The sequence below is a fragment of the Pseudomonas sp. PGPR40 genome (genome assembly GCF_022014505.1).
GTDB lineage: Bacteria > Pseudomonadota > Gammaproteobacteria > Pseudomonadales > Pseudomonadaceae > Aquipseudomonas.
Window position 1 is genome coordinate 1 of record NZ_JAKLSP010000048.1, and the last position, 18,081, is coordinate 18,081.

The following is an 18,081-nucleotide window of genomic DNA, read 5'->3' on the forward strand; positions in this document are numbered from 1 at the left end:
CCCAGGAAAGCGGCGCAACCATTGTCACCGACCGCGAGTACCGCGTCATCGAAGACGCCTTGGCAACGCTCAAGGAGAAACTTTACGAATATGCCCGCCAGGTGCGCCATAACGAGGGGCCGCAGGGCGCGACGACGAAGGAAAAGGCCGCGATAAGCGCCCTGTACCGAGAGCAAGATCGGCTGGAGAGAACCCAAAAACGTTTGCAAACCGTGCGCAATCGCCGCCTTACCCTGGCGGATGTGTACGGCAGCGCTGCCCGGTTACCGGCGTTCACCGGTAGCGTGGAACGCTGGAGCAAACACGCTGAAAATCGCCGTTTGGAGCAGTACGCAATGATTCCAAGGCAATTGGATGATGGATTTTGGCTGGCCCGCGAGCCGCTGGATATCGATTCGATCAGCTGAGTGTGGCCAACCTTTTAAAGGACTCTCCGATGCATGACTCAATCTCCAAACCGCACTTCTATCTCGATATCAGCGGGTTGCAGCATGACTTTCAGGTCCTGGCCTTCAGAGCCAGTGAATCGATCAGCCAGCCCTATGAGGTGACGCTGGAGCTGGTCAGTGAGCGGTCGAATCTTGACCTCGAGACGCCGCTGCACAAACCTGCATTCCTCGGCTTTGGCCCTCCCGGCGAGGGCTTGCACGGGCTGGTTTATAACATTGCGCAGCGAGAGTCAGGTAAACGACTGACGCGTTATGAATTGACGTTAGTGCCTCAACTGGCGTATCTGGCCCTCTGCAGCGACCAGCGAATTTTTCAGCAACGCAGTGTCGAGCAGATCATTACCGAAGTTTTGAACAAGCACGGCATTCTCGGTGATGCGTTCTCTTTTCAATTGGGCCCAAGCGTCTATCCGCCACGCGAGTACTGTGTTCAGTTCAATGAAACCGATCTGGGGTTTATTCAGCGACTCTGCGAAGAATCGGGTATTCACTACCATTTTCAGCACAGCCCACAAGGGCACCTATTAGTATTTGGCGATGATCAGACCTATTTTCGCCGGTTAGCCCCGTCAGTCTTTCGACAAAAAAATGGTCAGGTTGCCGATCACCCGGTGATTGACACTTTCGGCGTGCGTTTCGCCACTCGTCCCAGTCAAGTGGCGATTCGGGACTATGACTTCGAAAAGCCGAACCGGCGTCTTGAAGAAAAGCGCAAAAGCCCGGTCGCTCCGCCCCTGGAGGATTACCGGGCGCCGGGACGTTTCAAAAACGGCGATGATGGCAAGCGGCTTGCAACGCGCCAGTTGGAGCAACATCGCAGCGACTACTGCTTGGCGGAAGGCTCCAGCGACCTCGGTAACCTGCACAGCGGTCACTTTCTCGTCATGACTGATCATCATCGTGCGCAATGGAATGATCTTTGGCTCCTGACCGGCGTGACCCATGAAGGCCAGCAATTACAAGTGCTGGAAGAGGCGATGCCCAGTCACATCCATGCCGCGGACTTTCAGGGTTATCGAAACACCTTCACCGCGACGCCTTGGGAGGCTCTGTATCGACCGCCGAAAAAATACCCCAAACCGACCATTTCCGGCAGTCAAACCGCCAAAGTCACCGGGCCGGCAGAAGAGGAAATCCACTGTGATGAATACGGTCGGGTCAAAGTCTGTTTTTACTGGGACCGTACCGACCCGCAAACCGATAAAAGCAGTTGCTGGCTGAGAGTCTCGACCGTTTTGGCTGGCGACGGCTACGGAGTGGTCAGCATTCCCCGTGTCGGCATGGAAGTACTGGTCACCTTTATGGATGGCGACCCCGATCGCCCTGTGATTTCCGGTTGTCTGCCTCACCGTACCAACCCGGTGCCCTATGAGCTGCCGCAGAACAAGACCCGAAGCGTCTTTCGTAGTCGCAGTTCGAGCAAGAGCACAGGGTTCAATGAATTGCATATCGAAGATCGCGCCGGGCAAGAGTTGATCTACCTTCGGGCGCAGCGCGACATGGAACAGAAAATTGAAAACGACAGTCGGCTGGAAGTCGGTCGCGAGCGCCGGGAAACGATCAGGGGCACCAGCACCAGCGTGTTCGAGACCGAAGAACATCGCACTACCACCGGCGACCGCAAAACCCGGTTAATGGCCAATGATCATCTACACATCGCGCTAAGCAGCCATACCTATGTGGGTGAGGTGCTGGTCGCAGAGGCGGGTCAGGAAATTCATTTCAAAGGGGGGGTGAAACTGGTGCTAGACGCAGGCGATAACATGACCTTGTGTGCTGGCGATCAGCATCTTGTGATCTGTTCAAGTGGCATTTACAGCAGTTGTCCAATCGAGGTGGGGGGCAGCCCTGCGCCGGGTACGCTGGCGGCACCGGTGATACCGGGTGCAACTCAGGCATTGACGGCCCCGATCGAACGAGCGCCGGTCATCGCTCTTGTCCAACGGGTGCTGATGGCTCTGGCTGGCGAGCAATCCGCAGACTTCTGCCCGATCTGCGAGGCCTGTCGAGAGGGCGTTTGTTCAACCGAAGGAGTTTGCGCATGAGCTACCAGCCTGTTCAGTGGATGGCGCAGCAATCACAACTTGGCCGCGGTCTGTGTTTGATATTGGACTCGAAGGCGGCGCCGCGGATTCATCAGAGCTTGTTGCACCAGCTGACACCTGAACACTATCGCAGCGTCTACAGGGAAACCGCCGTCGCCGCGCTGGCCGTGGGCGGTCCGTTTATTTTTTCCATCGATAGTCTGAATCCGTCATCGCTCAATGAGTTGTTCGAAGGGCAGTCCCTGGATTGGGGGTGGCTGGCGAGCATCGAAAATCACTCAATCGAAATACTGGTGAAACATTGGCGCGAACGTCTGTTAATCGGGAAGCGATCGCAACAGGCGCTGTACCGTTTCCACGATAATCGGGTGTTGGCGCGAGCACTGGCTCATCTTCCCGAGTCGGCGTACCCCGAATATCTGGGGCCGGTCATCAGTGCCTGTTACTGGCAGGGCGAGCACTGGACGACAGTAGAGAATCCGGCGTCGGGCGAATACCCGGTCCCCGACTCTGCGCAATGGCTGGATATCCCGGCGCCGGTCAACCAGGGGCGGGCGATCCTGTTGGCCAATGTGGGTCAGTACCTGTTGGCCGAGCACAGTGAGGACCTTGCCCGATTGCCGGAAGACCTGTCGCCGAGAGCCTGGCTGATAGAACAACTCGACCTGGCACAGCGGTGGGGATGGCAGACGCCGGAGCAGCTGCATTTTTTGGTGGTCGAGCGTTTGCGGGAGATGCACACGCCCGGTATCAAAAATTGGGATCCGAGACCTGAAGAGGACGCGCAGGCTCATTTTGAGCGCCTGCACGGCGAGTGACTTCCCGGGATCAAAACCTGTCGGTAGATCGCAAGCCTGTGCTAGCCCCGTCCCGACAGATAGGTCGCGTAATCCGGGATGCGGTGTTCGTGAGCCTGATCCATCAACGGGCTGCTGAGCAGATAATCGGCGCTGCACTCATTGCAGGCCACCGGGATATTCCATACCGCCGCGACCCGCAGCAGCGCCTTGATGTCCGGGTCGTGGGGTTGCGGTTCGAACGGATCCCAGAAGAACACCAGCATGTCGACTTTCTGCTCGGCGATTTGCGCGCCCAGTTGCTGATCGCCGCCCAGCGGACCGCTGATCATGCTTTCCACCGGCAGGTCGAGGCGTTGTTGCAACAACAACCCCGTCGTGCCGGTGGCGACCAGTTCATGCTGTGCGAGTTTGTCCTTCTGCCGCTCGGCCCAGTCCAGCAAAAATATTTTGCAGTGGTCGTGGGCAACCAGGGCGATACGCTTGCGCGCTGACAAGGTTTTTTGCGTAAAGCTGATACCGATCATGGGTTGCTCCAGGGCAACAGATAGGGGCGATAGCGATCTGAAACGCCTTCGCCCCGTAGGAGCCGGCTTGCCGGCGAAGGCGATCTTGAAAACGCCTTTGCCCTGTAGGAGCCGGCTTGCCGGCGAAGGCGATCTTGAGGGCGCCTTCGCTGGCAAGCCAGCTCCTACGGCGCGGGCTTATTCCGCGTTGCACAGCGCCAGGCAGTTATCGAGCATGCGGTTGGAGAAGCCCCATTCGTTGTCGTACCAGGCCAGCACTTTGAGCAGTTTGCCGCTGGATTTGGTGTGGTTGGCGTCGAAGATCGACGACAGCGGGTTGTGGTTGAAGTCGCTGGAAACCAGCGGCAGGGTGTTGTAACCCAGAATCTTCGAGTGCTGGCTGGCTTGTTTGAGCATCGCGTTGACTTCATCGGCCGATGCTTCACGCTTGAGCTGCACAGTCAGGTCCACCAGCGACACATTGATCACCGGAACACGCACCGCCATGCCGGTCAGTTTGCCTGCCAGTTCCGGCAGCACCAGGCCTACCGCTTCAGCGGCGCCGGTCTTGCTCGGGATCATGTTCTGGGTGGCGGAGCGGGCGCGGTACGGGTCGGTGTGGTAGACGTCAGTCAGGTTCTGGTCGTTGGTGTAGGCGTGGATAGTGGTCATCAGCCCGCTTTCGATGCCCAATTCGCGGTGCAGCACCTGGGCCACCGGGGCCAGGCAGTTGGTGGTGCACGAAGCGTTGGAAATGATCTGGTGGGATTGGCGCAGAATGTCGTGGTTAACCCCATAAACCACAGTGGCGTCGGCGCCTTTGGCCGGGGCCGAGATAATCACTTTGCGCGCGCCGGCCGTAATATGCGCGGCGGCTTTGGCACGGTCGGTGAACAGACCGGTGCATTCGAACACGACGTCGACCTTCTCCGCAGCCCAAGGCAATTCAGCCGGGTTGCGAATGGCGCTGACCGAAATACGGTCGCCGTTGACGGTCAGGCTTTCCTGATCGTGCTGGACATCGGCATCGAATGTACCGTGAACGGTGTCGTACTTGAGCAGATGCGCGTTCATCGAGCTGTCGCCCAAGTCGTTGATCGCTACGATCTGCAGATCCTGACGATAACCTTGGGTATACAGTGCGCGCAGGACATTACGGCCGATACGGCCAAAACCATTGATTGCAATTCGAAGAGTCATTTAACAGCGCCGCCGTCGTTTTGTTGTTGGAATTACAAGATTATTCGCAAAAAAATAGAAAACAAGCCTTTTTAGTGGCAATATTTTGTTTTATCTACAACGAGTGACCTGAATCAACTGGTCCGAATGATCAAGAAAACCGTCTGTCACCCCGATCACAGCGGTGCTTGGTCAGCATAGACAATCAGGTCGCCACATCCGTTAGCCTGGAGTTCTACACATGCATCCCCGCGTCCTTGAGGTCACCGAACGGCTTATCGCCCGCAGCCGCACCACGCGTGAGGCTTACCTTGCATTGATCCGCAGCGCCGCCAGCGACGGTCCGATGCGCGGCAAGCTGCAATGCGCCAACTTCGCCCATGGCGTGGCCGGGTGTGGCAGCGACGACAAGCACAGCCTGCGGATGATGAACTCCGCCAACATCGCAATAGTTTCGTCATATAACGACATGCTCTCGGCGCATCAGCCGTACGAAGTCTTTCCGGAACAGATCAAAAAAGCCCTGCGCGAAATCGGCTCCGTCGGCCAATTCGCCGGTGGCACCCCCGCGATGTGCGATGGCGTGACACAGGGCGAGCCAGGCATGGAACTGAGCCTGCCGAGCCGCGAAGTGATCGCGTTGTCCACCGCTGTGGCGCTGTCCCACAACATGTTCGATGGCGCGCTGATGCTCGGCATTTGCGACAAGATCGTGCCGGGCCTGATGATGGGCGCGTTGCGTTTCGGTCATCTGCCGACGATTTTCGTGCCGGGCGGGCCGATGGTGTCGGGCATCTCCAACAAGCAGAAAGCCGATGTGCGTCAGCGCTACGCCGAGGGCAAGGCGACTCGCGAAGAGCTGCTGGAATCGGAGATGAAGTCCTATCACAGCCCTGGCACCTGTACCTTTTACGGCACCGCCAACACCAACCAGTTGCTGATGGAAGTCATGGGCCTGCACTTGCCGGGCGCTTCTTTCGTCAACCCGAACACCCCGTTGCGCGATGCCCTGACCCGCGAAGCGGCGCATCAGGTCACCCGCCTGACCAAGCAGAATGGCGACTTCATGCCGATCGGCGAAATCGTCGACGAGCGTTCGCTGGTCAACTCCATCGTGGCCCTGCACGCCACCGGCGGCTCGACCAACCACACGCTGCACATGCCGGCCATCGCCATGGCCGCGGGCATTCAGTTGACCTGGCAGGACATGGCCGACCTCTCCGAGGTGGTGCCGACCCTGAGCCATGTGTACCCGAACGGCAAAGCCGACATCAACCACTTCCAGGCGGCGGGCGGCATGTCGTTCCTGATCCGCGAACTGCTGGAAGCCGGCCTGCTTCACGAGAACGTCAACACCGTGCTCGGCCACGGCCTGAGCCGCTACACCAAAGAACCATTCCTCGATAACGGCGAACTGGTCTGGCGCGAAGGCCCGATCGAAAGCCTCGACGAAAACATCCTGCGTCCGGTCGCTCGCGCATTCTCGCCAGAGGGTGGCTTGCGTGTGATGGAAGGCAACCTTGGCCGTGGCGTGATGAAAGTATCCGCCGTCGCTTTGGAAAACCAGGTCGTCGAAGCACCGGCCATGGTGTTCCAGGATCAACAGGACCTGGCCGATGCGTTCAAGGCCGGTTTGCTGGAGAAGGATTTTGTCGCGGTGATGCGCTTCCAGGGCCCGCGTTCCAACGGCATGCCGGAGCTGCACAAGATGACGCCGTTCCTCGGCGTGCTGCAGGATCGCGGTTTCAAAGTCGCGTTGGTGACTGACGGGCGCATGTCCGGCGCCTCGGGGAAAATCCCGGCGGCGATTCACGTCAGCCCCGAAGCTTATGTGGGCGGCGCTTTGGCGCGAGTGCAAGAGGGCGATATCATCCGCGTCGATGGCGTCAAAGGCACCCTGGAGCTTAAGGTGGACGCCGAAGAATTCGCAGCACGCGAGCCAGCCAAAGGTTTGTTGGGCAACAACATTGGCAGCGGTCGCGAACTGTTTGGTTTCATGCGCATGGCCTTCAGCTCCGCAGAGCAAGGCGCCAGCGCCTTTACTTCTGCCCTGGAGACGCTTAATTGAAACTGGCTCTGGTCGGTGACATCGGTGGCACCAACGCACGTTTCGCGTTGTGGAAAAACCAGCAACTGGAATCGGTCCAGGTGCTGGCAACGGCAGATCACGCCAGCCCGGAAGAGGCCATTGCGCTCTACCTGAGCGGGCTTGGTCTGGCGCCGGGTTCAATCGGCTCGGTGTGCCTGTCGGTGGCAGGCCCTGTGAGCGGCGATGAATTCAAGTTCACTAACAATCACTGGCGACTCAGCCGCAAGGGTTTCTGCAAGACCTTGCAGGTGGATCAACTGCTGTTGATCAACGATTTTTCGGCGATGGCCTTGGGCATGACCCGCTTGCAGCCAGGCGATTTTCGGGTGGTCTGCGAAGGCACGCCGGAACCGTTGCGGCCAGCGGTGGTGATCGGCCCGGGTACGGGGCTGGGCGTGGGCACGTTGCTGGATCTGGGCGAGGGCCGTTTTGCCCCGCTGCCGGGGGAGGGCGGTCACGTCGACCTGCCGCTGAGCAGCCCGCGGGAAACCCAGCTGTGGCAGCACATCTTCAACGAGATCGGCCATGTCAGCGCTGAAACGGCGTTGAGCGGCAGTGGTTTACCGCGGGTCTACCGGGCGATCTGCGCGGTGGACGGTCACACGCCTGTGCTCGACACGCCTGAGGCGATTACGGCGGCCGGGTTGGCGGGCGATCCGATTGCCCTGGAAGTGCTCGAGCAGTTCTGTTGCTGGCTCGGTCGCGTGGCCGGCAACAACGTGCTGACCACCGGTGCTCGGGGTGGTGTGTACATCGTTGGCGGGGTGATTCCACGGTTTGCCGATTTCTTCATCAACAGCGGTTTCGCCCGTTGCTTCGCCGACAAGGGTTGCATGAGCGATTACTTCAAAGGCATTCCGGTGTGGCTGGTGACGGCGCCGTATTCCGGGTTGGTGGGTGCGGGTGTGGCGTTGGATCAAGCACAGTAGTGATCGTTCCCACGCTCTGCGTGGGAATGCAGCCCGTGACGCTCCGCGTCACTGGACGCGGAGCGTCCCTTGAGGCATTCCCACGCAGAGCGTGGGAACGATCGACGCGGTGTTTGTTGGTTCCGCGCTTAAGGCATAATCCGCCCAATTCAAACAACAAGGACGCCGCCCCGTGAGCTCAGTCAACAAGTCGATTTTGTTGGTCGATGACGATCAAGAGATACGCGAGTTGCTGGACACCTACCTGACCCGCGCCGGTTTCCAGGTTCGCACCACGCCCGATGGTGCAGGCTTTCGTCAGGCCTTGAACGACGCGCCGAGCGATCTGGTGATTCTCGACGTGATGCTGCCGGACGAAGACGGTTTCAGCCTTTGCCGCTGGATCCGCCAACACCCGCGCCAGGCCCACGTGCCGATCATCATGCTCACCGCCAGTTCCGACGAGGCCGACCGCGTCATCGGCCTGGAACTGGGTGCTGACGACTACCTCGGCAAACCTTTCAGCCCCCGTGAATTGCAGGCGCGCATCAAAGCCTTGTTGCGCCGCGCTCAGTTCGGTCAGGAGCGTTCCGGCGGTGAAGTGCTGGCCTTCGACGACTGGCGGCTGGACATGGTCAGCCATCGACTGTTCCACATCGACGGCGAGGAAGTGATTCTCTCCGGCGCCGATTTCGCGTTGCTGAAACTGTTCCTCGATCATCCTCAGGAAATCCTCGACCGCGACACCATCGGCAACGCCACCCGTGGCCGTGACTTGATGCCGCTCGATCGCATCGTCGACATGGCCGTCAGTCGATTGCGCCAGCGCCTTCGCGATACGGAAAAACCACCGAGGCTGATCCGCACCGTGCGTGGCAGCGGCTACCAATTGGCAGCCAATGTGGTTGCCAGCAATGGCCATTGAGTTCCTGCGCAAACTCGCCGGGCGCGTTCCCGTGCCGCGGTCGTTGCTTGGGCGCATGTTGCTGCTGACCCTGCTGGCGGTGCTGTTCGCCCAGGCGCTGTCGAGTGTGATCTGGGTGTCGCAATTGCGCGCCACGCAGCTCGAAGGGTTAGTCACCAGTGCCCGCAGCCTGGCGCATTCGATGACGGCCAGCGTCAGTTATTTCCGCTCGTTGCCGGTGGCGTTCAGGCCGTTGGTACTCGATCAATTGCGCAGCATGGGCGGCACCCGTTTCGTGGTGACCCTCAACGACAAACCCTTGGGCATGGAAGTGCTGCCGATCACCCCGCGCAAAGAAGCGGTGCTCAAAGCGGTGGACGAAGTGCTGCGCCAGTCGCTGGGCCAGGACGCCGACATCTCGGTGACGTTCGTCAGCCCCGAAGACCTGCGGATTTTCAACGGCGGCCTGAAGCTCGATGAGTTGCCGCGTTCCTGGGCACATTACGCGTTGACCCTGGAACCGGTGAACCCGCCGGTACTGGTCACGCAAATCCAGATGGCGCCGGGCGAGTGGCTGTACATCGCCTCGCTATTGCCTGAGCCCTACACCAGTCTTGAAGAACAAGGCCTGCCGGCGCAGCAGGTCTGGTTCATCGTGCTCACCAGCGGTTTCCTGCTGCTGTTCATCGGCCTGTTGGTGCACTGGCAGAGCCGGCCACTCAAGCGATTGGCGCGGGCGGCTCGGGACATGTCTCTGGGTGCTGAAGTCGAGCCGGTGGCCGAGGGCGGTGGCAGCGAAGTGGTGGAGGTGGGCCGCGCCTTCAATGCGATGCGCGAACGTATCAGCCGTTACCTGACCGAACGCAGCCAGTTGTTCAGCGCGATTTCCCATGACTTGCGCACGCCGATTACCCGGTTGCGACTGCGGGTGGAATTGCTCGAAGACGAAAAGCTGCAAGCCAAGTTCGGCCGTGATCTGGATGAGCTGGAGTTGTTAGTCAAAGGCGCGCTGCAATGCGTGAAAGACACCGACATCCACGAAAATATCGAGCCGGTGGACCTCAATCATGTACTCGATTGTCTGGTGGAGCCGTATCTGGCGCCCAACGGCAATGGCCGCGTGACTCAGCAGGGGCGGGCGCTGGCACCGTATCCCGGCAAGCCATTGGCGCTCAAACGCTGTATCGGCAACCTGATCGATAACGCCTTGAAATATGGGCAGAACGCACATCTGCACATCGATGACGACGAAAGCGCGTTTGTCCTGCATGTCGACGATGAAGGACCGGGTGTGCCGGAGCAGCGGCTGGAGCAAGTGTTCGAGCCGCACTTCCGCTTGGCCGGGCAGCAGCAGGGATATGGCTTGGGGCTGGGGATTGCGCGCAACATTGCCCACAGCCATGGCGGTGAAGTCAGCCTGCAAAACCTGCGTGAAGGCGGGTTGCGGGTGACGTTGCAGTTGCCGCGTAGTGTTGATTAGGAAGACCGCGTTATCGTTCTTCGCGAGCAAGCCCGCTCCCACATTGGATTTGTGTACGACGCAGAACCACTGTGGGAGCGGGCTTGCTCGCGAAGGCGTCAGTCCCTTCAATACATCCCTCAAGGCAAATGTCACAACTCGGTGACATAACTCGCCCCCTTCGTTACCTGCCCGCCACCGGCCGTTGTTTAGACTGCCCCCAGTCATAACAACAAAAAAGGTACTCCCATGGACACCTTCCAACCTGCCTTCAGCAGTTGGCTGAACGCGCCTGCCCATCAGCAATGGCTTGCCGCTGAAGGCCTGCGCCTGCTGGCGTTTGCCAAGGCTTCAAAGATTGCCGAAGGCTTCGGCAATCTCGACGAAAAGGGTCGCCTCCCAGCCAATGCGCAAGCTGAAACCATGAACACCGCGCGCATGACCCACAGCTTCGCCATGGCTCACATCCAGGGCCTGCCGGGTTTCGCCGAGCTGGTGGATCACGGCATCAAAGCCCTCAGTGGGCCGCTGCGTGACGCCGAACACGGAGGCTGGTTCGCCACGCCCGAACATCGCGACGGCAATACCGGCAAAGCCGCTTACCTGCATGCTTTCGTGGCGTTGGCCGCGAGTTCTGCAGTGGTCGCCCAGCGTCCCGGCGCACAAGCGTTGCTCGACGATGCGATCCATATCATCGACACGCATTTCTGGAGCGAGGAGGAAGGCGCCATGCGCGAATCCTTCAACCGCGACTTCAGTTGCGAAGAAGCCTATCGCGGCGCCAACAGCAACATGCACGCCACCGAAGCCTTCCTCGCCCTGGCCGATGTCACCGAGGACAACCGCTGGCTGATTCGCGCCCAGCGCATCGTCGAGCGCGTCATTCACGATCACGCCGCGGCCAACGATTACCTGGTGGTCGAGCATTTTGACCGCAACTGGCAGCCTCTACGCGATTACAACCACGACAACCCGGCCGACGGATTCCGCCCTTACGGCACCACGCCGGGCCATGGTTTCGAGTGGGCGCGGCTGTTGTTGCACCTCGAAGCGGCGCGGGTGCAGGCCGGGATACTCACGCCGGGCTGGCTCGCCACCGATGCGCAAAAACTCTTCGAGCACAATTGCCGTCACGGCTGGGACGTCGACGGTGCGCCGGGCATTGTCTACACCCTCGACTGGGACAATCGCGCGGTGGTTCGCCATCGTCTGCACTGGACGCACGCCGAAGCCAGCGCCGCCGCCAGCGCGTTGCTTAAACGCACCGGTGATGAGCAATACGAGCGTTGGTACCGACTGTTCTGGGAGTTTTGTGACAATCATTTCATCGATCGATGCGATGGCAGTTGGCACCACGAACTCGATCCGCTGAACCGTCCGAGCGCTGATATCTGGGCCGGCAAACCCGACCTGTATCACGCCTGGCAAGCCGTTTTGATCCCGCGCCTGCCGCTGGCGCCGAGCATGGCCACGGCGCTGGCGCAATGGTCCCAGAGCGTTGCTGTTTAACTAGCTATGTAACCATGTGGTGACATTCACGCGTCCCTTCGTTACCTGCGAAGGGGCATCCCCTGTTTAAAATCCTATGCAGCGCAAGCACCAGACTTGCTCATGCATAACAACAAGAAAGGTACTACTAGATGAATGCGATTTCTCGCCTCGCTACTGTCATTTCTCTCGCCTCACTGCTTCCCGTTGCAGCATTCCCCGTCAGTGCCCTTGCCGCCGATTCCAAAGGTTCGGTGGAAGTCGTTCACTGGTGGACGTCTGGTGGTGAAAAAGCGGCCGTCGATGTGCTCAAGGCCCAAGTCGAAAAAGACGGCTTCACCTGGAAAGACGGCGCAGTCGCTGGCGGTGGCGGCTCCACGGCCATGACCGTACTCAAAAGCCGCGCCGTGGCCGGTAACCCGCCGGGCGTTGCCCAGATCAAAGGTCCGGACATCCAGGAGTGGGGCAGCACTGGCCTGCTCAGCACCGATGCGTTGAAAGAAGTTTCCAAGTCGGAAAACTGGGACAGCCTGCTGATCAAGAAAGTCTCCGACACCGTGAAGTACGAAGGCGATTACGTCGCCGTTCCGGTGAACATCCACCGCGTCAACTGGCTGTGGATCAACCCGGAAGTGTTCAAGAAAGCCGGGATCGAAAAAGCGCCGACCACCCTCGAAGAATTCTATGCCGCTGGCGACAAGCTCAAAGCCGCCGGCTTCATCGCGCTCGCTCACGGTGGCCAGCCTTGGCAGGACAGCACCGTGTTTGAAGACGTGGTGCTTTCGGTCATGGGCGCCGACGGTTACAAGAAAGCCCTGGTCGACCTGGATCAAAAAGCCCTCTCTGGGCCCGAGATGACCAAGGCTTTTACCGAGCTGAAAAAAATCACCGGCTATATGGACCCGAACCGCGCGGGGCGTGACTGGAACATCGCCGCCGCTGATGTCATCAACGGCAAGGCCGGCATGCAGATGATGGGCGACTGGGCCAAGAGCGAATGGACCGCCGCGAAGAAAGTCGCGGGCAAGGACTACCAGTGCGTGCCGTTCCCGGGCACCGAAAAAGCTTTCACCTACAACATCGACTCGATGGCTGTATTCAAGCTCAAAGCCGATCGCAAAGGCGACATCGCCGCCCAGCAAGACCTGGCCAGGGTCGCTCTTGGCACGGACTTCCAGAAGGTCTTCAGCATCAACAAGGGTTCGATCCCGGTGCGTACCGACATGCTGAATGAAATGGACAAGCTCGGTTTTGACTCTTGCGCTCAAGCGTCCGCCAAGGATTTCCTGGCTGACGAGAAGACTGGCGGCCTGCAACCGAGCATGGCGCACAACATGGCCACGTCCCTGGCCGTGCAGGGCGCGATCTTCGATGTGGTCACCAACTTCATGAACGACAAGAACGCTGACCCGGCCAAGGCCAGCGCGCAACTGGCGTCGGCCGTCAAAGCTGCCCAGTAAAACCAAGGCCGCCGCAGGCCTGGCCTGCGGCATCCATCGATGATCTGCCAACTGTAGGAGCCGGCTTGCCGGCGAAGGCGGTGTGCCTGACACACCGTGTCGTCAGGTTCGCCAGCAAGCCGGCTCCTACAGGTTTGATCTTCATTTCTTGCAATGGATTATCCCGATGAGCTCTGTGGCGGTTTTCAGCAAAGCCTCACCGTTCGACGCATTGCAGCGCTGGCTCCCCAAGCTGGTTTTGGCGCCTAGCATGCTGATCGTCCTGGTTGGTTTTTACGGTTACATCATCTGGACATTTGTTCTGTCCTTCACCAATTCCAGCTTCATGCCGAGCTACAAGTGGGTCGGCCTGCAGCAATACATCCGCTTGATGGACAACGATCGCTGGTGGGTCGCGAGCAAGAACCTCGCGGTCTTCGGCGGCATGTTCATCGGCATCAGCCTGGTGTTGGGTGTGTTCCTCGCGGTGTTGCTGGATCAGCGCATTCGCAAGGAAGGCTTCATCCGCACCGTTTACCTGTACCCGATGGCGCTCTCGATGATCGTTACCGGTACCGCCTGGAAATGGCTGCTCAACCCAGGCCTGGGTCTGGACAAGATGCTGCGCGACTGGGGCTGGGAAGGCTTCCGCCTCGACTGGCTGGTGGATCAGGATCGCGTGGTGTATTGCCTGGTGATCGCTGCCGTATGGCAAGCCTCCGGGTTTGTGATGGCGATGTTCCTGGCGGGCCTGCGTGGCGTTGATCAGTCGATCATCCGCGCAGCGCAAGTCGACGGGGCGAGCCTGCCGACCATTTATTTGAAGATCGTATTGCCGAGCCTGCGCCCGGTGTTCTTCAGCGCCTTCATGATCCTCGCGCACATCGCGATCAAGAGCTTCGACCTGGTGGCGGCGATGACCGCGGGTGGCCCGGGCTATTCGTCCGATCTGCCGGCGATGTTCATGTACTCCTTCACGTTCAGCCGTGGCCAGATGGGCATTGGTTCGGCGAGCGCCATGATGATGCTCGGCGCGATCCTGGCGATTCTGGTGCCGTACCTGTACTCCGAATTGCGAGGCAAACGCCATGAGTAATCAACTTGGCAAGTCGGGCATCAGCTTCAGCCGCATCGCCATTTACGCAACCTTGTTGCTGGCCGCGGCGATCTATCTGGTCCCGCTGGTGGTGATGCTGCTGACCAGTTTCAAATCGCCGGAAGACATCCGCACCGGCAACCTCTTGAGCTGGCCGCAAGTGATTGATGGCATCGGCTGGATCAAGGCCTGGGACAGTGTTGGCAGCTACTTCTGGAACTCGGTGAAAATCACCGTGCCGGCGGTACTGATCTCGACCTTCATCGGTGCCATGAACGGCTACGTACTGTCGATGTGGCGCTTCCGTGGTTCGCAACTGTTCTTCGGCCTGTTGTTGTTCGGCTGCTTCCTGCCGTTCCAGACCGTGCTGCTGCCAGCCTCGTTCACCCTCGGCAAGATCGGCCTGGCCAACACCACCACGGGCCTGGTGCTGGTGCACGTGGTCTACGGCCTGGCGTTCACCACGCTGTTCTTCCGCAACTACTACGTGAGCATTCCGGATGCGCTGGTCAAGGCGGCGCGGCTGGATGGCGCGGGCTTCTTCACGATTTTCTGGAAGATCCTGCTGCCGATGTCGATCCCGATCGTGATGGTCTGCCTGATCTGGCAGTTCACGCAAATCTGGAATGACTTCCTGTTCGGCGTGGTCTTCGCCAGTGGCGATGCCCAGCCGATTACCGTGGCCCTGAACAACCTGGTCAACACCAGCACCGGGGCCAAGGAATACAACGTTGATATGGCCGCCGCGATGATCGCCGGGCTGCCGACACTGCTGGTCTACATATTCGCTGGCAAGTATTTCCTGCGTGGGCTGACGTCCGGCGCGGTCAAGGGGTAGAACATGGCAACTCTCGAATTACGCAACGTCAACAAGACCTACGGCGCCGGCTTGCCGGACACCCTGAAAAACATCGAGCTGAAGATCAATGACGGTGAGTTCCTGATCCTGGTTGGTCCATCGGGCTGTGGCAAATCCACCTTGATGAACTGCATCGCCGGTCTGGAAAACATCAGCGGCGGCGCGATCCTGGTGGACGACGCCGACATCAGCGGCATGAGCCCGAAAGATCGCGACATCGCCATGGTGTTTCAGTCCTACGCGCTGTACCCGACCATGAGCGTGCGCGACAACATCGCCTTCGGCCTGAAAATTCGCAAAATGCCGACGGCCGAAATCGACGAAGAAGTCGCTCGCGTAGCCAAGCTGCTGCAAATCGAACACCTGCTCAATCGCAAGCCCGGTCAACTCTCCGGTGGTCAGCAACAACGCGTGGCCATGGGCCGGGCGCTGGCGCGGCGGCCGAAGATTTACCTGTTCGACGAACCGCTGTCCAACCTCGACGCCAAGCTGCGGGTCGAGATGCGCACCGAAATGAAACTGATGCACCAGCGCCTGAAAACCACCACGGTCTATGTGACTCACGACCAGATCGAAGCCATGACCCTGGGCGACAAAGTGGCGGTGATGAAGGACGGGATCATTCAGCAGTTCGGCACGCCGAAAGACATCTACAACAACCCGGCCAACTTGTTCGTGGCGAGCTTCATCGGTTCGCCGCCGATGAACTTCATCCCCCTGCGTTTGCAGCGTAAGGAAGGTCGGTTGATAGCGCTGCTCGACAGTGGTCAGGCGCGCTGCGAATTGCCGCTGGCTATGCAGGACGCCGGCCTCGAAGACCGCGAAGTGATCCTCGGCATGCGCCCGGAGCAAATCGTGCTGGCGAACGGCGAGCCGAATGGTTTGCCGACCATTCGTGCCGAAGTGCAGGTCACCGAACCGACCGGCCCCGACACCCTGGTATTCGTCAATCTCAACGACACCAAAGTCTGCTGCCGCCTGGCACCGGACGTCGCGCCAGCCGTGGGCGAGACCCTGACCCTGCAATTCGATCCATCGAAAGTGCTGTTGTTCGATGCCAAGACCGGTGAACGCCTGGGGGTGGCCGGCCTGCCAAAAACCGAAGCTCACAGCGCCAACGTCGCCCAATTCAAAGGTCGCTGAAGATCAAAATTGTGGGAGTGGGCTTGTGTGGCGAGGGGGCTTGTCGGAACGCCGCACCGCCCCGTTCGAGTGCGTAGCGCTCGCAAATTTTTTGGGTCCGCTGCGCGGCCCAACGGGGGCAAGCCCCCTCGCCACAACTCGCTCCCATAGGGGGATTCGCGGCAGATGGGGACATCCGCCGCAACCGTTGTAAACCGCGTTAGATAAAAACAGTTAATAACAATAAGACGAGGATGTAGGGATGAAGAAGAACAACAACGCTCAGCTTATCTGCCAGTTGTCAGCCGTTGCGGCGATGATGCTGGCCGGTAGCGTACACGCGGCTGACGCGTTCAGTGCCGACTCGCAGTGGATGACCGGGGATTGGGGTGGCGCACGGACCAGGCTGATCGAACAAGGTATCGACATCAAGGCCGACTACGTCGGTGAAGTGGGCGCCAACCTGCATGGCGGCTACAACGACGACAAGACAGCGCGTTACGCCGACCAGTTTGGCCTGGGCGTGGCGCTGGATCTGGAAAAGCTGTGGGGCTGGGATAACACCCAGGCCAAGATCCAGCTCACCAACCGTAACGGTGAGAACATCTCCAATGACCGTGTCGGCGACCCGCGTGCCGGCACCTTGAGTTCTTCTCAGGAAGTCTACGGCCGGGGCCACATGGTTCGTCTGACTCAATTGTGGATTCAGCATCAGTTCCTCGACAACAAGCTGGATGTCAAAGCCGGGTACTTCGGTGAAGGTGAAGACTTCAACACCTTCCCTTGCGAGTTCCAGAACCTGGCGTTCTGCGGTTCCCAAGTGGGTAACTGGGCAACCAACATCTGGTACAACTGGCCGGTCATGCAGGCGGCGGTTCGCGTGAAGTACAACATTACGCCTGAGTTCTATGCGCAGATCGGCGCGTACAACCAGAACCCGTCGCAACTGGAGCACGGTAACGGCTTCAAGCTTAGCGGCAGTGGTACCGAAGGCACCGTCTTGCCGGTCGAACTGGTCTGGTCGCCGAAGGTCAACAACCTGCCGGGCGAATACCGTGTCGGTTACTACAAGAGTACGGCCAAGGCCGATGACGTTCGTGAAGATGAAGACGGCAATGATGCGGCTACCAGCGGCAATGCCTATCGCAGCCACAGCAGCAAGTCCGGCTACTGGTTCGTTGCACAGCAACAGCTCACCACCCACAACGGTGACGCTTCGCGCGGTCTGAACATTGCGGCCAACGCCACCTTCCACGACAAGGACACCAATATCGTCGACAACTACCAGTCGCTGATGTTTGTGTACAAGGGCCCGTTCGATGCACGTCCAAAGGATGACGTCGGGATCGGTTTTGCCCGTATCCATGTCAACGATGACGTGAAGAAAAACGCCGAATTGGTCAACGCCGCCAATGGTGTCAGCGACTACAACGATCCGCTGTTCTCGCCGTTGCGCTCCACCGAGTACAACTACGAGATCAACTACGGCTTCCACGTTACCAACTGGCTGACCGTACGTCCTAACCTGCAATACATCACTCACCCGGGTGGTGTGGATGAAGTCGACAACGCGCTGGTCGCCGGCCTGAAAATTCAGTCGGTGTTCTAACGCGTCTGCGATAAGCTCCTCTCTATGTGCGCATTTTTGCGGACGGCCATGGCTGTCCGCTTTTTTTTGGGGGCAGCACACCCCTTGGACAGATCGTTCCCACGTTCTGCGTGGTAACGCCGCTCTGGACGC

At 59.4% G+C, this 18,081-nt stretch carries 14 protein-coding genes and 1 pseudogene; 13 read left to right on the forward strand and 2 right to left on the reverse strand.

Annotation, left to right across the window (positions count from 1 at the left end; translation table 11 throughout):
* The 3 genes and pseudogenes from MEB48_RS27770 to MEB48_RS27780 all read left to right on the forward strand — a co-directional run.
* A pseudogene (locus MEB48_RS27770) lies at window positions 1-407 on the forward strand (lipase family protein); the annotation flags it as partial.
* Between the two features lie 29 nt (window positions 408-436).
* A complete protein-coding gene (gene tssI / locus MEB48_RS27775; RefSeq protein WP_237886930.1) occupies window positions 437-2,494 on the forward strand; it encodes a type VI secretion system tip protein TssI/VgrG in 2,058 nt (685 codons plus the stop codon).
* Window positions 2,491-3,312: a DUF4123 domain-containing protein gene (locus tag MEB48_RS27780; RefSeq protein WP_237886931.1), complete on the forward strand. Its 822-nt coding sequence runs from the start codon at window positions 2,491-2,493 to the stop codon at window positions 3,310-3,312. Before tssI ends, MEB48_RS27780 begins: the two co-directional genes overlap by 4 nt.
* Before the next feature lie 41 nt (window positions 3,313-3,353).
* Here MEB48_RS27780 and MEB48_RS27785 read toward each other — a convergent pair whose 3' ends face one another.
* Together MEB48_RS27785 and gap are read right to left on the reverse strand one after the other, a co-directional pair.
* Window positions 3,354-3,818 carry a methylglyoxal synthase gene (locus MEB48_RS27785; protein WP_237886932.1) on the reverse strand — a complete coding sequence of 155 codons (465 nt, stop codon included), beginning with the start codon at window positions 3,816-3,818 and terminating at the stop codon, window positions 3,354-3,356.
* A gap of 177 nt (window positions 3,819-3,995) precedes the next feature.
* A complete protein-coding gene (gap, locus tag MEB48_RS27790) occupies window positions 3,996-4,997 on the reverse strand; it encodes a type I glyceraldehyde-3-phosphate dehydrogenase (protein WP_008013978.1) in 1,002 nt (333 codons plus the stop codon).
* A 220-nt stretch (window positions 4,998-5,217) separates the two neighbouring features.
* Here gap and edd point away from each other — a divergent pair, with 220 nt between their 5' ends.
* The 10 genes from edd to MEB48_RS27840 all read left to right on the forward strand — a co-directional run bounded on the left by edd (window position 5,218) and on the right by MEB48_RS27840 (window position 17,949).
* Window positions 5,218-7,044, forward strand: a complete 1,827-nt coding sequence (edd, locus tag MEB48_RS27795; RefSeq protein WP_237886933.1) for a phosphogluconate dehydratase — start codon at window positions 5,218-5,220, stop codon at window positions 7,042-7,044.
* Entirely contained in the window at window positions 7,041-7,994 is a 954-nt protein-coding gene (locus MEB48_RS27800) for a glucokinase (RefSeq protein WP_237886934.1), read from the forward strand. Before edd ends, MEB48_RS27800 begins: the two co-directional genes overlap by 4 nt.
* A 172-nt stretch (window positions 7,995-8,166) precedes the next feature.
* Window positions 8,167-8,898 (forward strand): response regulator, encoded by a 732-nt coding sequence (locus MEB48_RS27805; RefSeq protein WP_237886935.1) that lies wholly within the window; start codon window positions 8,167-8,169, stop codon window positions 8,896-8,898.
* Between the two features lie 31 nt (window positions 8,899-8,929).
* Complete coding sequence (locus MEB48_RS27810) at window positions 8,930-10,357, forward strand: ATP-binding protein (RefSeq protein WP_442969127.1); 1,428 nt, start codon at window positions 8,930-8,932, stop codon at window positions 10,355-10,357.
* 228 nt (window positions 10,358-10,585) lie between these two features.
* A complete protein-coding gene (locus MEB48_RS27815) occupies window positions 10,586-11,845 on the forward strand; it encodes a D-mannose isomerase (protein WP_237886937.1) in 1,260 nt (419 codons plus the stop codon).
* A 131-nt stretch (window positions 11,846-11,976) separates the two neighbouring features.
* Window positions 11,977-13,284, forward strand: coding sequence for an ABC transporter substrate-binding protein (locus MEB48_RS27820; protein ID WP_237886938.1), 1,308 nt, complete (start codon window positions 11,977-11,979; stop codon window positions 13,282-13,284).
* 166 nt (window positions 13,285-13,450) lie between these two features.
* Window positions 13,451-14,359, forward strand: a complete 909-nt coding sequence (locus MEB48_RS27825; protein WP_007902369.1) for a carbohydrate ABC transporter permease — start codon at window positions 13,451-13,453, stop codon at window positions 14,357-14,359.
* On the forward strand, window positions 14,352-15,197 hold the full coding sequence (locus MEB48_RS27830) for a carbohydrate ABC transporter permease (RefSeq protein ID WP_237886939.1): 846 nt from the start codon (window positions 14,352-14,354) through the stop codon (window positions 15,195-15,197). Before MEB48_RS27825 ends, MEB48_RS27830 begins: the two co-directional genes overlap by 8 nt.
* Window positions 15,198-15,200: 3 nt before the next feature.
* A complete protein-coding gene (locus MEB48_RS27835; protein WP_237886940.1) occupies window positions 15,201-16,361 on the forward strand; it encodes an ABC transporter ATP-binding protein in 1,161 nt (386 codons plus the stop codon).
* 241 nt (window positions 16,362-16,602) lie between these two features.
* Window positions 16,603-17,949 (forward strand): carbohydrate porin, encoded by a 1,347-nt coding sequence (locus tag MEB48_RS27840; RefSeq protein WP_237886941.1) that lies wholly within the window; start codon window positions 16,603-16,605, stop codon window positions 17,947-17,949.
* Window positions 17,950-18,081 lie beyond the last annotated feature (132 nt).